Below are 20759 nucleotides of genomic sequence, written 5' to 3' on the forward strand. Positions count from 1 at the left end.
AGAATGAATAAATTCCGGCTTTCCGATATATGGATAGTAGAAAGACGAACCACACAAGGAATCGGGGACGAATCTATGTGCCGAAACGAGTATGAGCAGGTTTGTACCTGGGCGGAAGGGATGCATGTGATCCTGGAGTTTCCCGCCGGGCGGGAATGGACCCAGGACAAAAAAAACAGCGGCAGGACGTCAGAGGACAGGGAACAGGTCAGACAGGAGATCCGGGAAATCCTGACCGGCGTGCTGCTGAACATCATGGAACCGCCTGTTTAAAAAACCATCGGATAACAAAGAAGGAATATGACAGGCATTTCGGAAATAGATATTAGGAAAACAGGAACAAAAAGGGGAGCGAAACGTCTGTGAAACGTGTTAGGATGCTGCTGCGGGTAAGCTCCCACCAGCAGTTGGAGGCGGACGGGGATCTGTCGGTCCAGAGGCAGATCGTCATGGAATACATCCGGGGGCATGAAGACTGGACAGCGGATGAAAAGGAATATTTTGAGGGAAGCACCAGCGGATACAAAAATGCCCTGTGCAAGAGAGAAACACTCAAAGAAGCGCTGGAGGATGCGAAAAATCGGGAATACGACATCCTTGCGGCGTACAAGGACGACCGGGTAGGCAGGCGTATGTGGGAGATGGGCGCCTACATCATGGCCCTGAAACGTTTTGGGGTAGACGTCTATACGGTGAAGGACGGATGCATCAGCCCGGAGGCGGACGATATCATGGGCCAGATGCTGCTGGCCCTGCGCTATGGAAACGCCCAGAAAAGCAGCTCGGATACCGGGATGCGGGTAAAGGACACCGCCCAGAAGCTGGTGCAGAAGGGGAAATTCATGGGCGGGGCGGCGCCTTACGGTTATGAGCTTGTATTATCCGGGGAACTGAGCAAGCACGGGCGCGCCCTGCACCGCTTAAAGATCATTCCCCGGCAGGCGGAGACAATCAGGCACATCTATTCTCTATCTTTGAATCAGGAATACGGTTCTGTAACAATCGCAAAATTACTGAATGCAGATGCATATTACAGGGGGCTTGCACCGCGGGACATCTGGAAGGCCGGGACGATCACCAGCATCCTCACCAATCCCGTGTATGCGGGCTATACCGCGTACAAGCGCAGGGAACGGGTCAACGGAAAATACCACCGTCTGGATCAGAAGGACTGGATCAGGGCAGAAACGCCCAATCAGGAGCTTCGGATCATCGACGAAGAAGTGTGGAACCGGGTGCAGGAAAAAAGAAAGCGCAGGTCTGACCGGTACAGAAGAAAGCCGGAAGACCAGGCGGCTCCTGTGATCCGAAGAAATGCCGGCGGCCTGCCGCTGCTGGATGCGGCGTACTGCGGGTACTGCGGCAGAAAGCTGACAAACGGAAGCAGGTACCATTACTGGACCCTCAAAGGAACCGGAGAAAAGCGGTCGTCCAGAACTCCCATGTACCAATGCCGGCATGGGCTGTCTGAAAGCGGCCACCCCAAAGCGAGATTTCACGCAGGGAAGATCGAAAAGGCGGTGTTCCAATGCCTTGGGGAATACATTGCCAGGCTGCTGGGAGAGGAGGATGCGGCCCAGGCGGTTTTGGAAAATCGAAAGAAACGGAAAATGGCAGAGGAAGCAGAGCTGCGAAGGGAACAGGAGGAATGGGGGAAGCTTCTGAAAGGGATGGAAGCACTGGAGGACAGTATCCCGGCAGCAATGGCAGGAGACTTTGCATTGACCATGGAAGAGCTGGCAGAGGCCATCCGGAAGCACCGGAAAAAAACGGCGGAGAAGGAACAGGCCATCCGGGAAAAAGAAGCACGGATCAAAGGGATGGAGTCGGAAGAAACCGATGAAGCATGGGAGGAGATCAAAAAGAAAATTCCCTCCTGGCAGCAGATTTTTCAGGAGGCAGATCCGGATACGCACCGGGTACTGGTTTCAAAACTGGCGGAAAGGATTCAGGTGACGCAGGAGCAGATCGTGATCCGGTTCCGATTTCGATGAAACATACCCGGAGGGCATCCCATGACGGCCATGGGGCCGTTTCAGAAGGAAAAAATGCGCCCACGAATCAGCGGTGATTCCGCTACCATTCCGTATATACCCGGTTCAGGGTAAAGGACATGATGGCCAGCACATTTGCCCGGATGGATGCATCAGGCCAGGTGGCATAGATTTCCGAGGAGGCCACATTTTTGATATAATCACGGTACTTCACATAGTAATTCTGTGCCGTAGTATCCCGGGGAGAGCCGTCATGCACCACGATATATTCCGGTACGACCACCCGGCTTAAGACGATCTCCCCGGATTCGTTGGTGGGCTTGATCTCATCCTCCGCGATTTTCGGAGGGTATTCCCCGTACAGCGTATGGGCGGGGATGACAAAGACCTCCTCCCCCGTATCCTCCGGCACCGCGGGACGAAGCCGGATGTTCTGGATGGCCGTGACATCTGGCAGGATTTCCGCCCCGGAGATGCTCACCGGCTCAAATCCGGGCGCCCGCACGTCCAATGTATACTCCGCGTAGGGCTGGGCTTCGATGGACGGGTTCAGGCTGTATTCCAGCGGCGGCGCGTTCAGTTCAATCTGCTCCGTTTGCCCGGAACTGTCCGTATTCAGCTCTTCAAGCGTACTGTCCGGTACTCCGGTGTAGGACACGGAGATCACGGCATCAGATACCGGGTAGGAGTCCACATCCGATGTGACGTTGATCTGCAGCCGCCCTTTTTCAATCTGATTGCGCATGGCCGCGTCATTTTCCGAATTTTCCTGCATTGCCTTAATATAAACCATAGTACCCCCTGTTTAAAAAATGTTCTATATAAAATATATGCAGTTCGGGGGTGATTGTGTACATGTGCAGAAAATACAAAACAGGTCTTCTCAAAAACGGTCAACGGGATATAATGGATATTAACCGGAACGGTCAATGGTAACAAGAGAGGAAATCCTTATGAACGATAAATTTTTTTCGCTGCCGGAGGAAAAGCAGCAGAAGATCATCAATGCCGGATACCGCGTGTTTTCCCGAAATTCTTATAAGAAAAGCCCTATGGGCGAGATCGCGGCGGAGGCAGGGATCAGCAAATCGCTGCTGTTCCATTATTTCCGCAATAAGAAGGAACTGTACCTGTTCCTGTGGGAACACTGTGCAGAGGTGACGATCGAGTATCTGAAGAAATACAGATGCTACGAGCAGACAGACCTGTTTGAGATGATTTACCGGGGGATGCAGGCAAAAATCGGGATCATGGCCCGCTGCCCCGATATGGGACGCTTTGCGGTGAAGGTCTTTTATGAGCGGGACCCGGATGTGGGAGAGGAGATCCAGGAGAGCTACAAAAGGTATAAAGACATCAAAGCCAACATCACCCTGATCAACCTGAATCCGGAACAGTTCCGGGAAGGGATCGACATTTCGATGATGTATCAGGAAATGTATCTGGCGTCGCTGGGGTATCTCTGGGAATTTATGCAGAAGGATGAGATGGACGCCAAAAAGCTGGAAGAAGATTTTACAAAGATGATCGAATTTTGGAAAAAGATCTATCTGAGAGAATAACAAAGATATTTATGCTCGGTTGCTTTTTCGTGGGAAAAGGAATTCGATTCGAAAGGGGAGATATACGGTGAATGCGATTGAGATGAAAGGGCTGACCAAGTTTTATGGGAAAGCAAGGGGGATCGTGGGATTGGACCTGGCGGTTTCCGAGGGGGAATTTTTTGGATTTATCGGTCCCAACGGAGCCGGAAAAAGTACGACGATCCGCACCCTTCTGGGTCTGATCAAGGGCTCCGGCGGCAGTGCCCGGATTTTCGGAAAGGACATTGCAGCGGAAAAAAACGGCATCCTCATGGAGACAGGCTATATGCCTTCGGAGGCCCTGTTCTACCCGGGAATGCGGGTGGGGGAGGTGATCCGGCTTTCCGCCGGGCTGCGCAGAAAGGACTGCGCCGTGGAGGCGGACCTGCTGTGCAGAAGGCTGGGATTGGACACTTCAAAAAAGGTGCATCAGCTGTCCTTTGGAAACCGGAAAAAGGTGTCCATCGTATGCGCCCTTCAGCATCAGCCCAGGCTTTGTATCCTGGATGAGCCCACCAGCGGGCTGGATCCGCTGATGCAGAGGGAGTTTTTTGAGATATTGAAGGAACGCAATGCCAGGGGAGCCACCATTTTTTTATCCTCCCATGTACTGTCGGAAATCCAGCGGAACTGTACAAGGGCAGCGATCATCCGGGAAGGCAGGCTGATCGCCTGCGGCAGCGTGGAATCCCTCTCAAAGACCAGCGCAAAACGGGTCCATGTCCAGGGGGAGCTTACGGTATCCACATTGACAGAAGTGCGGGACCTGCAGCAGACCGGAAGCGGGGCCAGCTTTTTGTATGGCGGCGATATTCAGGCGCTTCTGCGGGTTCTTTCGGAGCAGAAGATCACGGACCTGACGATTTCAGAACCGGATCTGGAGGAAATCTTTCTGCATTATTATCTGGACGGAGGTGAGGAAACATGACCATGATCAGGCATGAATTGAGACAAAACAGGATTTCCCTGGCAGTGTGGACGCTGGCAGTGGGGGCTTTGATGGCTGTCTGTATCCTGATCTTTCCGGAGATGCAGGAAGAGATGGACGGAGCCGGCGATCTGTTTGCTTCCATGGGGAGTTTTACCGAAGCCTTTGGGATGGATCAGGTCAGCTTCGGCACGCTGACCGGGTTCTATGCCGTGGAATGCGGAAACATCCTGGGACTGGGCGGGGCGTTTTTCGCAGCCCTCTGCGGGGTGTCGGCACTGGCAAAGGAGGAGAAGGAGCATACGGCGGAATTTCTTCTGACTCATCCCGTCAGCCGTCCGGCTATTGTTACGGACAAGCTGGTTGCAGTGATGGTGCAGGTGTGGCTTATGAACGGGGCGGTGTATGCTGTTTCCATGGGCTCCATTGCGGCGGTGGGGGAGGAGATCCCGTGGAAGGAACTCTCCCTTTTACATCTGGCCTATCTGCTGCTGCAGATGGAGATCGGAGCCGTCTGCTTCGGGATTTCCGCCTTCCTAAAGCACGGGGGCATGGGGATCGGGCTGGGCGCGGCGGCGGTCCTGTATTTTCTGAACCTGATCGCAAATATCACGGACAGCGCGGATTTCTTGAGATACATCACCCCCTTCGGGTACGCAGAAGGGGCGGATATCGTGACAAATGTAGGCCTGGACTGGGGGCTGGTGGGGCTTGGGCTGGCATATGGAGCCGCCGGGATCGGGGCCGCATATGTGAAATACTGCAGGAAGGATATTGCGTGATTCATGAAGCGGGGAATGACTCGCTGCTATTCACGGTTCTTTCACTCACACGGGCAAAAACAGCCTGTATATTTTCCTTGATCTTTGCGGATAGATGGGCGTACTGGATCAGCTCCTCCTCGCAAAAGCCCCGGAAGCGGGCATGATCGTAGTCATTCTGGGCAGCAGCCAGATCCTCGATGACCGGGTCGGCTTCGGGCAGCAGCGTGATCTTTATCTGCCTGCGGCGGGATCTGGAACTGCGATCCATTTCCTGGGGATCGGCAGTCTGTTCTGCAAAAGCCCTGTCTGCGTTTCCTTCTCCTTTGGAGACCGGCCTGGCCCGGCGGATGTCCTCCACCTTGAGCAGTCCCCGTGCGGACAGCTTCTGGAGGGCCAGAGAGAGCATCCGGCGGGAAATATTTGCAAAATCGGCCAGCTCTGCCCGGGTGGTGATCCGGTGGGGCTGGCTCAGACAGAGAAGCAGGCTGGCTTCGAGCACAGTCAGATGGTTCTTTTTGGCGGCGGTTTCCAGATAATATTCCAGAAGCTTCCTATCCCGGTACACATCCATAAGAACCCCTTCCCCGGCGATGGCTTCGCTGCAGACCTTCGTGTGCTCCTCCCCCAGTTTTTTGGAACCCGGCAGGATGGAGGGCATAACCATGCCGTCTCCGGCGGCGTCCACAAGAAAGCGGTAGACTTGAAGCCGCTTTTTTTCATAATCTGCTTCGTCCAGGACCTGCTTGTAAAAGTGATTGTAGCATTCGAACACCATCAGCTTCATTTTTACGGTGTTGGTGATACTTGCGCCCTGGCTGGCAAGGGAGCCTTTTGTCTTGACATAGTAGTAAACGGGGGCCTGCAGGGCGTAGAAGACCTCCCCGCGGCGGATATATTCCAGGTTGAACATAAAATCCTCGCACCAACTGATGGACGCGTCCATGCGCAGATGATACCGGTCAACGATCTCCCTGCGGTACAGCTTGTTCCAGAGTACGCCGTAATAAAAGTCCGCGGGATTTTCCATCATGTGGGAGGCAAAGGCTTCCCTCGTCATCACGGAATCTTCCTCAATGTCCCCTTTCTGGGACAGCCGTTCTCCCACAACCCGGTAAAAATCCGCGATCACCAGATCACAGCGGTGTTCTTCGGCGGCGCCGACGAACAGCTTGGTGGCGTCCGGCGTGATCCAGTCGTCGCTGTCGAGAAATTGAAGGTAGGTGCCCCGTGCCCGGTCAATGGCCAGATTCCGGCTGTCGGATACACCGGTGTTCTCCTTGTGGATCACCTGGATTCGGGAATCCTTTTCGGCGTAGCCGTCGCAGATATCGCCGCTGGAATCCGTGCTGCCGTCGTTGACCAGCAGGAGTTCAAAATCCGTATACTCCTGGCTGAGGATGCTGTCGATGCAGCGGGGGAGGTGTTTTTCGGCGTTATATATGGGAACGATGATGGTGACGGTTGGGGGCATGGCGGTGATCTCCTTTCAAGTCATTCTGTTTTGAAATACTATACATATTGTACCAGATTTATACCGAAATGCAATGTTGTGAATCATAGAAAAGTATAGTAGAATAAAAGATACGCAGGGATAAAGAGCCACGGCGGAGGTGTATAAATGCGGTTTGAACAATTATATCTTTTGAATTATAAAGCCATTGAGGAAATGAATATTCAGTTTGGCGCAGGTGTGAACCTTTTAATCGGAGATAACGGTGTAGGAAAGACTACCATTCTGGAAGCGATGACAGTTGCACTGGGAGATTATCTGAATGGATTGAGCAAAATTGCAAAAACAGGGGTCAAATCTACAGATGTACGGATAGACACACATGTACTTTCCGATGCTTCCCAAGGAGTAGTTTATTCAACTCCTGTCATCATTAAAGCCCGATTTCAATACGGAAAGAATAAGCTAACGGGAGAGGTTACGAGGAAGGATGAAACCAGCAGCTCTAAAACCAGGTTTTTGGGAAAAGAAGTGGCCCAATATGCGAATACTTTGGTGAATGATATCCATGCAGAACTGCCATTGTTTTGCTATTTCAGCACATCCAGGCTTGCGCCGCCGAAAAGGGAGGATTTTGGGACGGCCAGTAACAATAAACTGAATGATAGACGCTGCGGATATATAGGCTGTTTTGAAAGTAACCTGGACATAAAAACAATACAGGCATGGTGTTTAAAGATGGAAATGGCTGCGTTTCAGCAGAAAAAATGCATTAGAGAATATGAGGCTTTAAAAAAAATTGTTTCGGACTTTATGCTGCATATGAATGAGCTGGAGGAGAAACCAGAGGTTTATTATTCAAGGGCATTTGAGACAATTGTATATTCGGAAAACGGTAATACGCTTCCAGTTCATTATCTTAGCGCAGGATATCAATCGCTGTTGTGGATCATTATGAATATGGCGTTCCGCCTCGCACTGTTAAATCCCGGAAAGGAAGATCTTGGAGCGATTGGAGGAGTCGTTTTGATTGATGAGATTGATATGCATCTGCACCCAAAATGGCAATGGAAGGTTATTGGTGCATTGAGAGATACATTTCCTAAAATACAATTTATAATGGCGACGCATTCTCCGATCATCATATCATCGAGCAGAAATGTAAATCTGATACAGATTGATGAAAAACAAAAAGTGCATTATCTCCCGGAAGCATACGCATATTCTGTAGAGGATGTATTGGAACTCAGGCAGGAGAGTGTCGGAACACCAAAGGAACTGAAAAAGGTGTGTCAGATGTTTGAAACAGCGCTCAACGAAGAAAATTATGAAATGGCAAAAAAAGTAATCGAACAGATGGCAGAAGCATTTGGAGATGATAACACGAAAGTGAAAAATGCAAAAGCGGAATTGGAAGTGGAATAAAAATGTTGTGGATTCATAAAAATAAGACTCCTGCTGCGGTAAGCCGCGAGGAAGCTAAAATACGCAGCAGCAGTGAGTGGAAAAGTGTTCCGGAAAGTAATGCCAAAGCAGTTCGAAAGGCAGGGTTCGATAAACTTCCGAAAGATACGATCAGAAAAAATCTGCTGGAAGAGCAGCATTATTTATGTGTAAAATGATGAAGGAAATATGCTATTATAGTGACGGGCAGATCTATTTTCGTGGTTTGGGAAATTGGTCGGATCAAAATAAAGAAAAAATAGAACATGAGATAAATGACGTCCTTTGCCTGAACGGAAAACATAAAAAAGACGGATCTGTTCAGGATACAGCGACACAACTGCTGAAGGGAAGACGGGATGCCTATGAGCAGGCGGAATCTATCATTCGAAGATTAAGTAAAAAAGGAAACCTTACATCGGAACGCCTGCAGAAAGAAATGAGGGCAATCAGAGAGTCAGAAAAGCGAAAGGAATATGCAGGTGTGATCTTATTTGTCTTAGAACGTAAATATAGACGTTTGAAGGCACAGGGACGATAGAATAAACAGGAGCTGCTTGGATTATGGGATCTTTTACAGAATTGTCAGAAATAACAGAGGGGAAGCTGGTCTTAAAGCAGTCGCTTCTGGAGGCACTAAACCTGACAGAGACAGCGGCGCCGAGGATTGCCGCAGCAGGTGCAGGAGGGAAGACCACTACATTAAAAAGGCTTGCGGCAGAATACGCAGACACAGGAAAAAAGCCTGTCGTTACAACCACTACACATATGTTCAAGGAAGATTCGCCGTTCTTTTTGGAAAATCCGTCTCTGGAGGAGCTGCTTGCTGTCCTTGATAAAGAGGGCTGTGTATTTGCCGGGAAAAAGGCCGAAAACGGAAAGATAAAGCGGCTTTCCGCGGATGTCCTGGAAGCTGTTTTAAAGCTGCCCAATCCGGTTCTGATTGAGGCGGACGGGGCGAAAATGCTTCCAGCAAAATTTCCCGCAGACCATGAACCGGTTTTTCTGCCGCAGACTACCCATGTTTTGTATGTATGCGGCATGGATGCGCCTGGAAGAAAAATAAAAGAGGTCTGCTTCCGGCCGGAGCTTATGGCAGCTTTTTTGAAGAAATCCACGGAAGATATTCTGACGCCCCGGGATATCGCAGCTCTCTTACAGAGTGAACAGGGGGGAAGGAAAGGGGTAGAGCTTGGGATGCATTATGCAGTAATATTGAATAAAGCAGATACCAAGGAGCGGCGCGATACGGCACTGAGAATCTGGGAGGCGATGGAGATGAAAGGGAACATGAAGGTGGTTGTAACTGCGGAAGCTTCCTGATGATCCGATTACCGCAATAGAATAGGTGGAGAAAAAAATGAAATTACGTCTGATTTACCTGGCGGCCGGGAACAGCCGCCGGTTTGGTTCCAACAAGCTTTTATATGAACTGGAGGGGAAACCTTTATACCTTCATTTACTGGAACGGCTGGACCGTCTCTGCGCGCGCCATGACGGCTGGGAAGTGATTGCAGTGACGCAATATCCGCAGATATATGATGATTTAAATGAGAGGCATATCTGCGCGGTATTGTCTCCGGAGAGCCATAAAGGGGTGTCCTACTCCATCCGCGCAGGCTTAGAAGCTGCCGCAGATGCGCAGGCATGCGCTTTTTTTGTGGCGGATCAGCCATATTTTACAGAAGAAAGCGCTGAGGCATTTCTGGAATACATGGAAAGGAACCAGGCGGAATTAGGCTGCGTGTCCTGCGGGGATCAGACCGGAAATCCGGCCTGGTTTTCACATAGCTATTTTCCGGAACTGCTGGAATTGAAAGAAGACCAGGGAGGCCGGAAGATTCTCAAGAAATATCCGGAAAAAATAACCTGTTTTCCGATCTCAGATGCAGGGGAGCTTCGGGATCTGGATACCTTATCCTGAAAAATCAGAATAGCCGTTCCTGACTTTTGCGGATACGCCCAGAGCAGGACGGCTATTTTTCAGAGCTCGTTTATTCCCGCGAAGCAACAAGCCAAGTAGCCATGCTTGCATGGATATTTGACTAGTGGAAGGATTTTTTGATAAATCTTGTCAGAACTGCACAAAATATGCTATACTGACAAATGTGCGCCGCCCCCTGCTGGAAAAATCTGGGGACAGGCACAGAAAAGAGATGGAGATTATAAAAATGGAAGAGATACTGTTTAAAAGGCCGGAACTGGAGGATCGGGAGATCATTGCTCCTTATTTTGAGAAGGCGCCCAGCAGAAGCTGCGAGCGTACCTTTGCCAATGTTTACCTCTGGTCCAGGCACTACCATGTAAAATATGCGGTCATAGAAGGGGCGCTGGTCTTTCGAGATGAAGGGGAGGATGTGGCGTTTGCCTATCCGGCCGGAGAACCGGAGGCGGTGAAGCGTGCACTGGAATACCTGATGGAATATTGCAGCCGGCAGAACGTCCCCTTTGTGCTCTACAATGTGACGGAAGAAAATTTCGCCCAGATGGATGCCTGGTATCCGGGACAGTTTGAGATCGAGTATCTGCGGGACGAGGCGGACTATGTGTATGAGACCGAGAAGCTCGCCACCCTGGCGGGAAAGAAGCTGCACGGCAAGCGGAACCATATCAACAAGTTCAAAAACCTCTATCCGGACTGGAGCTATGAGCCGATTTCCGAGGAAAATGCGGAGGAATGCTTTCAGATGGCCCTGGAGTGGCGCAACGAGAACGGCTGTGAGGAGGATCTGGAAAAAAACGCGGAGATGTGCGTGACCCTGAATTTCCTGCGGCTGTTCCGGGAATTGGAGATGAAAGGCGGCCTGATCCGGGTAGACAAAAAGGTGGTGGCATTCTGCGTTGGGGAGCCGGTCAGCAGGGACACCTTCGTGGTTCATGTGGAGAAAGCCTTTGCCGGGGTGGAAGGGGCCTATCCGATGATCAACCAGCAGTTTGTTCAGCATGAATGCATGGAATACCAATACGTAAACCGGGAGGAAGACACCGGGGCGGAAGGGCTGCGCAAGGCCAAGCTTTCCTACCATCCGGCCTTCCTGGTGGAAAAAGGGATCGTGAAAAGGAGGATGGTACAATGATTTCAAAAAAGATGGAACATATGGTGGCAAACAGTTCTGCCATCCGCGCAATGTTTGAGGAGGGAAACCGTCTGGCGAAGCTCTACGGCAAGGAGAATGTATACGATTTCAGTCTTGGCAACCCCAACGTGCCCGCGCCGGAGGCGGTAAAGCAGGCGATTCTGGATATTCTAAGCGAGGAGGATCCGGTGGTGCTCCACGGGTACACCAACAGCAATGCAGGCTACGAGGATGTGAGACAGGCCGTGGCGGACTCCCTGAATGAGCGGTTTCACACCGCATTCTCCGCGAAAAATATTACCATGACCGTGGGGGCGGCCGGGGGGCTGAATGTGATTTTAAAATCCCTGTTAAACCCGGGAGACGAAGTCATCGTATTCGCGCCCTATTTTGGAGAATACCGGAGTTATACAAACAACTATGACGGCGTTCTGGTGGAGATCTCCCCGAACACCGTGGATTTCCAGCCCAAGCTGGACGAGTTTGAAGCGAAGATCACGCCGAAGACAAAGGCCGTGATCGTCAATACGCCCAACAATCCCACCGGCGTCGTGTACTCTGAGGACACCATCCGCAGGATGGCGGCGATCCTGGAAGCAAAGCAGAAAGAGTACGGCACGGACATCTACCTGATCTCGGACGAGCCTTACCGGGAACTGGCCTATGACGGCGTGGAGGTGCCCTATCTGACAAAATACTATGCCAATACGATCGTGGGATATTCCTACAGCAAATCCCTGTCGCTTCCGGGAGAGCGGATCGGCTACCTGGTCATCCCCGATGAAGCGGCGGACAGCGAAGCACTGATCAGCGCGGCCAATGTGGCAACCCGGATTCTGGGCTTTGTCAATGCGCCCACTTTGCAGCAGAAGGTGGTCAAGTACTGCCTGAATGAAAAGACGGATATCTCTTTTTATGACCGGAACCGGGAAGCTTTATACAACGGGCTTAAAGAGCTGGGCTTTGAGTGCATCAAGCCGGAGGGCGCCTTTTACCTGTTTGTAAAATCCCCTGTGGCGGACGAAAAGGCATTCTGCGCGGCGGCAAAAAAATACAACATACTGATCGTGCCGGGCAGTTCCTTCGGGTGCCCAGGATACGTCAGGCTGGCATACTGCGTGTCCTATGAGACGATCATTCATTCCCTGCCTAAGTTTGCCGAACTGGCCGGGGAGTATGACAGGAGATGATATCAGTGGAAATGAATCCAAACATCATACGGAATATACGAAAGGTAGAGCCTTATGTTCCGGGAGAGCAGCCCCAGAACCGGGTGGTAAAACTCAATACCAATGAAAATCCATATCCGCCGGCTCCGGGGGTGGAGCGTGTCCTTGCGGAAATGGATACGGACAGGTTCAGACTCTATCCGGACCCCTCCGCGGCGAAATTGGTGAGTGCGCTGGCAGAGCACCATCACGTAGGGGAGGACCAGGTCTTTGTGGGAGTGGGGTCGGACGACGTGCTGGCCATGTGTTTTCTGACTTTTTTTAATTCCGAAAAGCCGGTCCTGTTTCCCGACATTACGTATTCCTTTTATAAAGTCTGGGCAGAATTATACCGGATACCTTATGAATGTCCGAAGCTGGACGGGGATTTCCGGATCGTGAAGGAGGATTACCGCAGGGAAAGCGGCGGCGTAATTTTTCCCAATCCCAATGCGCCTACGGCCATCTATGAGGAGCTGGATTTTGTGGAAGATATTCTGGCGCATCATCCGGATGAGGTGGTGATCGTGGACGAGGCGTATATTGATTTTGCCGGGAGATCCGCGCTGGAGCTGCTGGGCCGGTATAACAACCTGATCGTTGTCCGGACATTTTCAAAGGCACGCTCCATGGCCGGGATGCGGATCGGGTATGCCGTCAGCAATCCGTCCCTGATCCGGTATCTGAACGATGTGAAATATTCCTTCAATTCCTACACCATGAGCCAGGTGTCCATCGCCTGCGGGGCAGAAGCGGTGAGGGATCAGGCGTATTTTCAAAAGACCATCCAAAAGATCGTGGAAACGAGGGAATGGGCAAAGGAAGAGCTTCAAAAGCTGGGCTTTGAATTTCCGGATTCCAGAGCCAATTTTATCTTTGCAAGGCATCCCCGGTACGATGCAGGGGAGTTGTTCGAAGCTCTGAAGAAACAGGACATCTATGTGCGCCACTGGGACAGCGAACGTATCCGGCAGTATCTGCGGATCACCATAGGGACCAGGGAGGAGATGGAGCAGCTCTTTGCGGCGCTGCGGACATATTTTAAGAACAGGACGTAGAATATGCAAGTTTTAAGATATCCTGTAAAGCAAGGATACCCGGCTTCGCGGAAGTCGCCAAATATCCATGCAAGCATGGCTACTTGGCTCGTTGCTTCGCGGGAATAAAACAGGAGATAGTTTAGAATATGAAAGAAGCACTGATTAGTTGGTTTATTGAAAATTTGGGCGGAAAAGTAGGAAAGGAAATGATCATATTTCTCATTTCCATGGTTCCGATCCTGGAATTGAGAGGGGGGCTTCTGACCGCGGGACCGGCGTTTCTGGATGTGCCCATGTGGGAGGCGATTCCCATCTGTATCGTCGGAAACCTGATTCCGATCCCCTTTATCCTGCTTCTGATCACCAGGATCTTTGACTGGATGAAGGGTACGAAGCGGCTGAAGCCGCTGGTAGAGAAGCTGGAAAAAAAGGCCATGAGCAAAAGCTCCAACATAGAAAAATACGAATTTTGGGGGCTGTTTGTTTTTGTAGGCATTCCCCTTCCCGGCACAGGGGCATGGACCGGTTCCCTCATCGCGGCGCTGCTTGGCATCCGTTTTCGGAAGGCGTTTCCGGCAATCGTGCTGGGCGTATTCCTGGCGGCGTTTTTGATGACCGTGCTGTCTTACGCGGTCTTGGGCGGAATTTTCGTATAGTACCTGCACCCGTTGACACCTGTTTGAAAAATCCGTATAATGAATAAGGAAAAGACGGTGCGGGATAATAAAAGCGTCTGCCCGCCTCAGGGCGAAGGGCAGCGGGAAATCCGCCGGGAGGGAAGTTACAGCATGATTGCGGAAAATGACGAGAAAAAAAGAAGTAAACTTTGGAGAATAGCGATGACCGTTTCTTCGGTGCTGATCATCATCATCGCCGTGTTTTTTGGCATCAGGCTTTTCACTTCGAATCCGCTGGAAGGAAAGTGGATCAACGAAGGCAGCGGTCTGGTCATGCGGATTCAGGGAAACGGCACTGCGTCGCTGGAGTGGCCGGATGAAACGGACGGTTCGGAGGAGCTTCGGTACCATGTGGACCTGAAGTCAAAGACATTTACCCTGTATCAGGGAGAGGAAGACGGGACGCCCCAGGAGGTCTATGACACGTCGGCGGAATCCGGTTTTGCAGCGGAGACCATGGAAGGAACCTATGACTACAGCCTGGAGCAGGGAGAACTGACACTGACAGAACGGGAGTACGGGGATCAGATGGTATTTGAGAAAGAGTAGGATCACGCGCAGGAAAAGGAACGGGACTGTTCCCACCCTGCGGGTGTTCCGGTAATGGAAGAACAGCTTTGCATGTCCGGCTGGGGTTCGGATCTGCAGGGCTGTTTTGTGTCATAAAATGAGACCAAACACTGGAAGGAGGAGACAATGAACAACATGCTGAGGCAGAACACAAAGGAAGTACGCATCGGGGACGTGGTGATCGGAGGGGACCATCCGGTGGCGATCCAGTCCATGACGAATACAAGGACCGAGGACATCCACGGAACCGTGGAGCAGATCCGCAGGCTGGAAGCGGCGGGCTGTGAGATCGTGCGCTGTACCGTACCCACCCTGGAAGCGGCGGAGGCGTTAAGGGAGATCAAAAAACAGATCCGTATTCCGCTGGTGGCGGATATCCATTTTGACTACCGGATGGCCATCGCAGCCATCGAGAACGGGGCGGACAAGATCCGGATCAATCCGGGCAATATCGGGTCATCAAAACGTCTCCGGGCCGTAGTGGAGAAGGCGAAGGAACACCAGGTGCCCATCCGGGTGGGCGTAAACAGCGGCTCCCTGGAAAAAACGCTTCTGGAAAAATACGGCGGCGTGACCGCTGAGGGGATCGTGGAGAGCGCCCTGGACAAGGTGCGGATGATTGAGGAGATGGGGTATGACAACCTGGTGGTCAGCATCAAGTCCTCGGATGTGATGATGTGTGTCAAAGCCCACGAGAAGATCGCAGAGCAATGTCCCTATCCCCTGCATGTGGGGATCACAGAGGCGGGAACGGTCTATTCCGGAAACATCAAATCCTCCGTCGGGCTGGGGATCATCCTCTATGAAGGCATCGGGAATACGATCCGGGTGTCCCTCACCGGCGACCCGGTGGAAGAGATCCGCTCTGCAAAGCTGATCTTAAAGACATTGGGGCTTCGAAAGGGCGGCATTGAGGTGGTATCCTGCCCCACCTGCGGAAGGACACGGATCGATCTGATCGGGCTTGCCAATCAGGTGGAGCTTATGGTCCAGGAATTTCCGCTGGATATCAAGGTGGCGGTTATGGGATGCGTTGTAAACGGACCCGGGGAAGCCAAAGAAGCCGATATCGGGATCGCAGGCGGCATAGGCGAGGGCCTTCTGATCAAAAAGGGAGAGGTCGTAAGGAAGGTAAAAGAAGAGGAGCTTCTGGAAACCCTGCGTCAGGAACTGCAGAACTGGGAACAATAAGTATCATATTCGGAAACCGGGAATATCGTTAAAATTCTTTCAATAGGAGCTGATCAATTGGAACAAGTAGGAACCGCAAAATTATTTTTTGATGTTTTTCCCACTCTGAAAGTGGAGGACTCGGTGCGCATGCTGTTTTTGGACGTGGAGGTGAAGAAGATCACCACCAATTCCACCCGGGATTTTCTGCACATATACATATTCAGCCGTCATCTGTTTCGGAAACACCAGATATGGCAGATGGAGCAGAAGATCAAGGAGCAGCTTTTCGGCACCTCCATGGTGAATATCCACATCGAAGAGGAGTACAGCCTGTCTGAGCAGTATACGCCTGCCGCGCTGATGGCCGAGTACCGGGAGAGTATTTCCCAGGAGCTCAGAAGCAGCAGCGTATTGGCCGCCAATATGTTCGACCAGGCAAAGGTTCGGTTTGAGGAGGAGCGGGTCTGCTGCCTGGAACTGGCAGACACCATCGTATCCGAGGGAAGAAAGGAGCAGATTGTAAATCTGCTGGATGAGGTGTTCAACCGGCGCTGCGGCATCCATGCAGAGTTCCGCGTTACCTACCGGGAGAAGCCCGAGAGCAGGACCAGGGAATTTGAGGAGCAGCGGATTCAGCAGGAGATCAACGCCATTTTCCGGAGGAATCAAAGCATCCATGGAGGATCGGAAGGTGCGGATTCCGGCGGCTATGAGGCGCCTTGGGAGGAAACAGGTGCAGACGTTGGCGCTTCCGGGAAGCAGGCTAAGGCAGGCCGGGGCGGACATGGAGGCCCGGGAGAAGGCAGCGGAAACGGGCCGGCTGCAGAAAAAGGCGGTTCATCCGGAAAAGGCGCAAATGGATCTGCCGGCGAAAGCAAAAGCGGGGCCTATGGCGCAAGAGACACGGCTGCCCTTGGAAAAAACGGCGGCGGAAACGGAAATCCTGCCGGAAGAGGCGGTTTTTCTGCTGGCAGGGCGGGCCAGGGGAAGAACGGCTTCCGCAAGGAGTCCGGCAGAGACTATGTGCGCCCCTTAAAGCTGGGAGACGCTCCGGGCCTGATCTACGGGCGGGACTTTGAGGACGAGCCCATCCGTCTGGATCAGGTTGCCACGGAGATGGGGGAGATCACCCTCCACGGCAAGGTCATCAGCTTTGAGACCCGGGAGATCCGGAACGAACGGACCATCATTATTTTTTCCATTACGGACTTTACGGACACCATCACGGTGAAAATGTTTGTCCGCAACGAACAGCTTGCGGAGCTTTTAGGCGACCTGAAAAAAGGGGCGTTTTTGAAGATCAAGGGCGTTACCACCATCGACAAATATGACGGGGAACTGACCATCGGCTCCATCGCCGGAATCAAAAAGACCGGGGATTTTACCGTGTCCCGGGAGGACTTAAGCCCCGTCAAGCGTGTGGAGCTGCACTGCCATACGAAGATGAGCGACATGGACGGCGTTTCCGAGGTCAAAGACATCGTGGGCCGCGCCCACAAGTGGGGGCATCCCGCCATCGCAATTACGGATCATGGAACCGCCCAGGCATTTCCGGACGCCAACCACTATATCGAACGGCTGGACAAGGCAGACCCGTTCAAGGTCATTTACGGCGTGGAAGGCTATGTGGTGGACGACCTGACCGAGATCGCCCCGGGAGCAGGGGAGGAAAGCCTGGACGATACCTTTGTGGTATTTGACCTGGAGACAACCGGTTTCAGCGCCATCAAGGACAAGATCATCGAGATCGGCGCGGTGAAGGTGGCCAGAGGGGAGATCGTGGATTCCTTTAGTACCTTTGTGAATCCCCGCCGGCCCATCCCCTTTGAGATCACCAAGCTGACCGGCATTACCGATGAGATGGTCATGGAATATCCGGACATCGAGACCATTCTGCCCCGTTTCCTGGAATTTGTCGGGGATGCGGTGCTGGTGGCCCACAACGCCGGATTCGACGTGGGATTCATCGAACAGAACTGCAGGTACCAGGATATAGAGCCCCGCTTCATCTCCGTGGATACGGTGGCCCTTGCCAGGGTGCTGCTTCCTACCCTGTCCAAGTATAAACTGAACGTGGTGGCAAAGGCGCTGAATATTTCTCTGGAAAACCATCACCGGGCGGTGGACGATGCGGGAGCCACCGCAGAGATCTTTGTGAAATTTGTGGAGATGCTCAAAGACAGGGGCATTACCACGTTAAAAGGCATCAACCAGTTTGGAAATACGAATGAGGACGCGATCCGCAAGCTCCCCACCTACCATATTATTATCCTGGTGAAAAATGATATCGGCCGCTACAACCTGTACCAGCTGATCTCCGCCTCCAACCTGAAATATTTTGCCCGCAGGCCCAGGATTCCCAAAAGCCTGCTGAACCAGCACCGGGAAGGGCTGATCATAGGGAGCGCCTGCGAGGCCGGGGAACTGTTTCAGGCGATTTTAAATAAAAAGTCCCAGGAGACCATCGCCAAGCTGGCGGATTTTTACGATTACTATGAGATCCAGCCGTTGGGGAACAATCAGTTCATGCTGGAGAGCGACAAACTGCCGGACATTCAGACCGAGGAGGATTTGAAAAATCTGAACCGCCAGATCGTGGAGCTGGGAGAGCAGTTCAAAAAGCCTGTTGCGGCCACCTGCGACGTCCATTTCCTGGATCCGGAGGACGAGGTGTACCGCCGAATCATCATGGCCGGCAAAGGATTTTCCGATGCGGACAACCAGGCGCCCCTCTACCTTCGGACCACCGAGGAAATGCTTTCAGAGTTTGACTATCTGGGCTCCGCAAAAGCCTATGAGGTGGTGGTGGAAAATACAAATAAGATCGCGGCCATGGTGGAGAAGATCGCGCCGGTGAACCCCAACAAGTGTCCCCCGGTGATTCAGGATTCCGACCAGAAGCTGCGGGATATCTGTTACAAAAAGGCCCACGAGGTGTACGGGGAGGATCTGCCGGTGCAGGTATCCGCCCGTCTGGAGCGGGAGTTAAATTCCATTATTTCCAACGGCTACGCAGTCATGTACATCATTGCCCAGAAGCTGGTGTGGAAATCCGTGGCGGACGGCTATCTGGTGGGGTCCAGGGGCTCGGTGGGCTCCTCCTTTGTGGCCACCATGGCGGGGATCACGGAGGTAAATCCGTTAAGTCCCCACTATTACTGTGAACAATGCCATTACAGCGAGTTTGAGTCGGAGGAGGTGAAGGCTTATTCCGGCTGCTGCGGCTTTGATATGCCGGACAAGCTCTGTCCGGACTGCGGGGCGAAGCTGATCAAGGACGGATATGATATCCCCTTTGAGACCTTCCTTGGATTTAAGGGGGACAAGGAGCCGGATATTGACCTGAATTTCTCCGGGGACTACCAGTCCAAGGCCCACAAGTATACGGAGGTGCTGTTCGGGGAAGGCTATACCTTCAAGGCCGGAACCATCGGCACGCTGGCGGACAAGACGGCCTACGGATATGTGCGCCGGTACTACGAGGAAAAGAACCAGCGCAAGCGGAAATGTGAGATTGAGCGGATCAGCCAGGGCTGTACCGGGGTACGCAGAAGCACCGGCCAGCATCCGGGGGGAATCGTGGTGCTGCCCCACGGGCACAATATCAACGAGTTTACCCCGGTGCAGCATCCGGCAAATGATATGACCACAGACATTGTGACCACCCATTTTGACTACCATTCCATTGACCACAACCTGCTGAAGCTGGATATCCTGGGGCACGATGATCCCACCATGATCAAGATGCTGGAGGAATACATCACTTCGGAATCGTTGGAAAATGCATACGATGAGGAGCATCCCTTCGTGGCCACCCAGATCCCCCTGGACGATCAGGAGGTGCTGTCCTTGTTTCACGGCACCCAAGCGCTGGGGATCAAGCCGGAGGACATCGAAGGCTGCAAGCTGGGGTGTCTGGGGATTCCCGAGTTTGGTACGGATTTTGCCATGAGCATGGTCATCGAGGCCAATCCCCAGTCCCTTTCGGATCTGATCCGGCTGGCAGGATTGTCCCACGGAACCGACGTATGGCTGGGGAACGCCCAGGACCTGATCCGCTCCGGCACGGCCACCATTTCCACGGCCATCTGCACCAGGGACGATATCATGATCTACCTGATCAACCAGGGCGTGGACAGCGCGCTGTCCTTCACCATCATGGAGAGCGTGCGGAAGGGGAAGGGGCTCAAAGAGGACTGGATCGCGGCCATGAAGGAGAAGAATGTGCCGGACTGGTACATCGGCTCCTGCAAAAAGATCAAGTACATGTTCCCCAAAGCCCATGCGGCCGCCTATGTGATGATGGCGTACCGGATCGCCTACTGCAAGATCAATTATCCGCTGGCCTATTACGGGGCTTATTTCAGTATCCGTGCGGACGCCTTTTCCTATGAGCTGATGTGCCAGGGGAAAGAAAAGCTGAACTACTATATCCGGGATTACAAGAAGCGGTCGGATACGCTGACCAACAAAGAGCAGGACACCTTGAAGGACATGCGGCTTGTGCAGGAAATGTACGCAAGAGGGCTGAATTTTACGCCCATTGACCTGTACCGGGCCAGAGCAAAGCAGTTCCAGATTGTGGACGGGAAGCTGATGCCCTCCTTCGCCAGCATCGAAGGCATGGGGGAAAAAGCGGCGGAAGCGGTAGAACTGGCGGCCAAGGACGGGCCTTTTCTGTCACTGGATGATTTTCGGGAGCGAACCAAAGTCAGCATGACCGTGATCGACCTGATGGCGGATCTGGGGCTTTTCGGAGACCTGCCGAAGAGCAATCAGCTTTCACTGTTCGACCTGGCTTAGGAAAAAGTTCCGTCTGTGGGGCCGCCGATCTGTCAGTTTTTTGAATCCG

At 52.4% G+C, this 20759-nt stretch carries 18 protein-coding genes and 1 pseudogene; 17 read left to right on the forward strand and 2 right to left on the reverse strand.

The genetic code is table 11. The features are described from left to right. Positions 1–3 precede the first annotated feature (3 nt). Together EBB54_RS08230 and EBB54_RS08235 are read left to right on the forward strand one after the other, a co-directional pair. Positions 4–273 (forward strand): hypothetical protein, encoded by a 270-nt coding sequence (locus tag EBB54_RS08230; RefSeq protein WP_125127064.1) that lies wholly within the window; start codon positions 4–6, stop codon positions 271–273. A gap of 89 nt (positions 274–362) precedes the next feature. Then, a complete protein-coding gene (locus tag EBB54_RS08235) occupies positions 363–1994 on the forward strand; it encodes a recombinase family protein (protein ID WP_125127065.1) in 1632 nt (543 codons plus the stop codon). Positions 1995–2079: 85 nt separating this feature from the next. Here EBB54_RS08235 and EBB54_RS08240 read toward each other — a convergent pair. Beyond that, positions 2080–2769: pseudogene (locus EBB54_RS08240) on the reverse strand (carboxypeptidase-like regulatory domain-containing protein); the annotation flags it as partial. A 178-nt stretch (positions 2770–2947) separates the two neighbouring features. On the opposite strand from EBB54_RS08240, the gene EBB54_RS08245 reads away from it, so the two are divergent. The 3 genes from EBB54_RS08245 to EBB54_RS08255 all read left to right on the forward strand — a co-directional run bounded on the left by EBB54_RS08245 (position 2948) and on the right by EBB54_RS08255 (position 5287). After that, on the forward strand, positions 2948–3556 hold the full coding sequence (locus EBB54_RS08245; protein WP_125127066.1) for a TetR/AcrR family transcriptional regulator: 609 nt from the start codon (positions 2948–2950) through the stop codon (positions 3554–3556). A gap of 67 nt (positions 3557–3623) precedes the next feature. Then, positions 3624–4505 carry an ABC transporter ATP-binding protein gene (locus tag EBB54_RS08250; protein WP_125127067.1) on the forward strand — a complete coding sequence of 294 codons (882 nt, stop codon included), beginning with the start codon at positions 3624–3626 and terminating at the stop codon, positions 4503–4505. Further along, positions 4502–5287 carry an ABC transporter permease subunit gene (locus EBB54_RS08255; RefSeq protein WP_125127068.1) on the forward strand — a complete coding sequence of 262 codons (786 nt, stop codon included), beginning with the start codon at positions 4502–4504 and terminating at the stop codon, positions 5285–5287. The genes EBB54_RS08250 and EBB54_RS08255 overlap by 4 nt, the downstream gene beginning before the upstream one ends. Position 5288: 1 nt before the next feature. Here EBB54_RS08255 and EBB54_RS08260 read toward each other — a convergent pair whose 3' ends face one another. Then, positions 5289–6740, reverse strand: coding sequence for a glycosyltransferase (locus EBB54_RS08260; RefSeq protein ID WP_125127069.1), 1452 nt, complete (start codon positions 6738–6740; stop codon positions 5289–5291). A 147-nt stretch (positions 6741–6887) separates the two neighbouring features. Between EBB54_RS08260 and EBB54_RS08265 the strand changes: the two genes are divergently transcribed. The 12 genes from EBB54_RS08265 (at position 6888) to EBB54_RS08320 (ending at position 20710) form a co-directional block, all read left to right on the forward strand. Then, positions 6888–8144: an AAA family ATPase gene (locus EBB54_RS08265; RefSeq protein ID WP_125127070.1), complete on the forward strand. Its 1257-nt coding sequence runs from the start codon at positions 6888–6890 to the stop codon at positions 8142–8144. A gap of 2 nt (positions 8145–8146) precedes the next feature. Then, positions 8147–8341 carry a hypothetical protein gene (locus EBB54_RS08270; RefSeq protein WP_125127071.1) on the forward strand — a complete coding sequence of 65 codons (195 nt, stop codon included), beginning with the start codon at positions 8147–8149 and terminating at the stop codon, positions 8339–8341. Then, positions 8338–8703 (forward strand): hypothetical protein, encoded by a 366-nt coding sequence (locus EBB54_RS08275; protein WP_148099348.1) that lies wholly within the window; start codon positions 8338–8340, stop codon positions 8701–8703. The genes EBB54_RS08270 and EBB54_RS08275 overlap by 4 nt, the downstream gene beginning before the upstream one ends. Before the next feature lie 23 nt (positions 8704–8726). Continuing rightward, a complete protein-coding gene (gene yqeC / locus EBB54_RS08280; protein ID WP_125127073.1) occupies positions 8727–9485 on the forward strand; it encodes a selenium cofactor biosynthesis protein YqeC in 759 nt (252 codons plus the stop codon). 37 nt (positions 9486–9522) lie between these two features. After that, positions 9523–10086, forward strand: a complete 564-nt coding sequence (locus EBB54_RS08285; RefSeq protein ID WP_125127074.1) for a nucleotidyltransferase family protein — start codon at positions 9523–9525, stop codon at positions 10084–10086. 247 nt (positions 10087–10333) lie between these two features. Beyond that, the gene (locus tag EBB54_RS08290) at positions 10334–11239 is read left to right on the forward strand and encodes a DUF2156 domain-containing protein (RefSeq protein ID WP_125127075.1); all 906 of its coding nucleotides are present in this window, start codon (positions 10334–10336) and stop codon (positions 11237–11239) included. Beyond that, positions 11236–12429, forward strand: a complete 1194-nt coding sequence (locus EBB54_RS08295; RefSeq protein ID WP_125127076.1) for a pyridoxal phosphate-dependent aminotransferase — start codon at positions 11236–11238, stop codon at positions 12427–12429. The genes EBB54_RS08290 and EBB54_RS08295 overlap by 4 nt, the downstream gene beginning before the upstream one ends. Next, positions 12426–13505 carry a histidinol-phosphate transaminase gene (hisC, locus tag EBB54_RS08300; protein ID WP_125127077.1) on the forward strand — a complete coding sequence of 360 codons (1080 nt, stop codon included), beginning with the start codon at positions 12426–12428 and terminating at the stop codon, positions 13503–13505. The genes EBB54_RS08295 and hisC overlap by 4 nt, the downstream gene beginning before the upstream one ends. Positions 13506–13633: 128 nt before the next feature. Then, positions 13634–14143, forward strand: coding sequence for a COG2426 family protein (locus EBB54_RS08305; protein WP_004079362.1), 510 nt, complete (start codon positions 13634–13636; stop codon positions 14141–14143). Between the two features lie 39 nt (positions 14144–14182). Beyond that, positions 14183–14713, forward strand: a complete 531-nt coding sequence (locus EBB54_RS08310; protein WP_243127587.1) for a hypothetical protein — start codon at positions 14183–14185, stop codon at positions 14711–14713. A 147-nt stretch (positions 14714–14860) separates the two neighbouring features. After that, positions 14861–15925, forward strand: a complete 1065-nt coding sequence (gene ispG / locus EBB54_RS08315) for a flavodoxin-dependent (E)-4-hydroxy-3-methylbut-2-enyl-diphosphate synthase (RefSeq protein ID WP_279229960.1) — start codon at positions 14861–14863, stop codon at positions 15923–15925. 57 nt (positions 15926–15982) lie between these two features. Next, on the forward strand, positions 15983–20710 hold the full coding sequence (locus EBB54_RS08320) for a PolC-type DNA polymerase III (RefSeq protein WP_125127078.1): 4728 nt from the start codon (positions 15983–15985) through the stop codon (positions 20708–20710). The last annotated feature ends 49 nt before the right edge of the window (positions 20711–20759 follow it).

This window comes from Schaedlerella arabinosiphila (assembly GCF_003885045.1).
GTDB lineage: Bacteria > Bacillota > Clostridia > Lachnospirales > Lachnospiraceae > Schaedlerella > Schaedlerella arabinosiphila.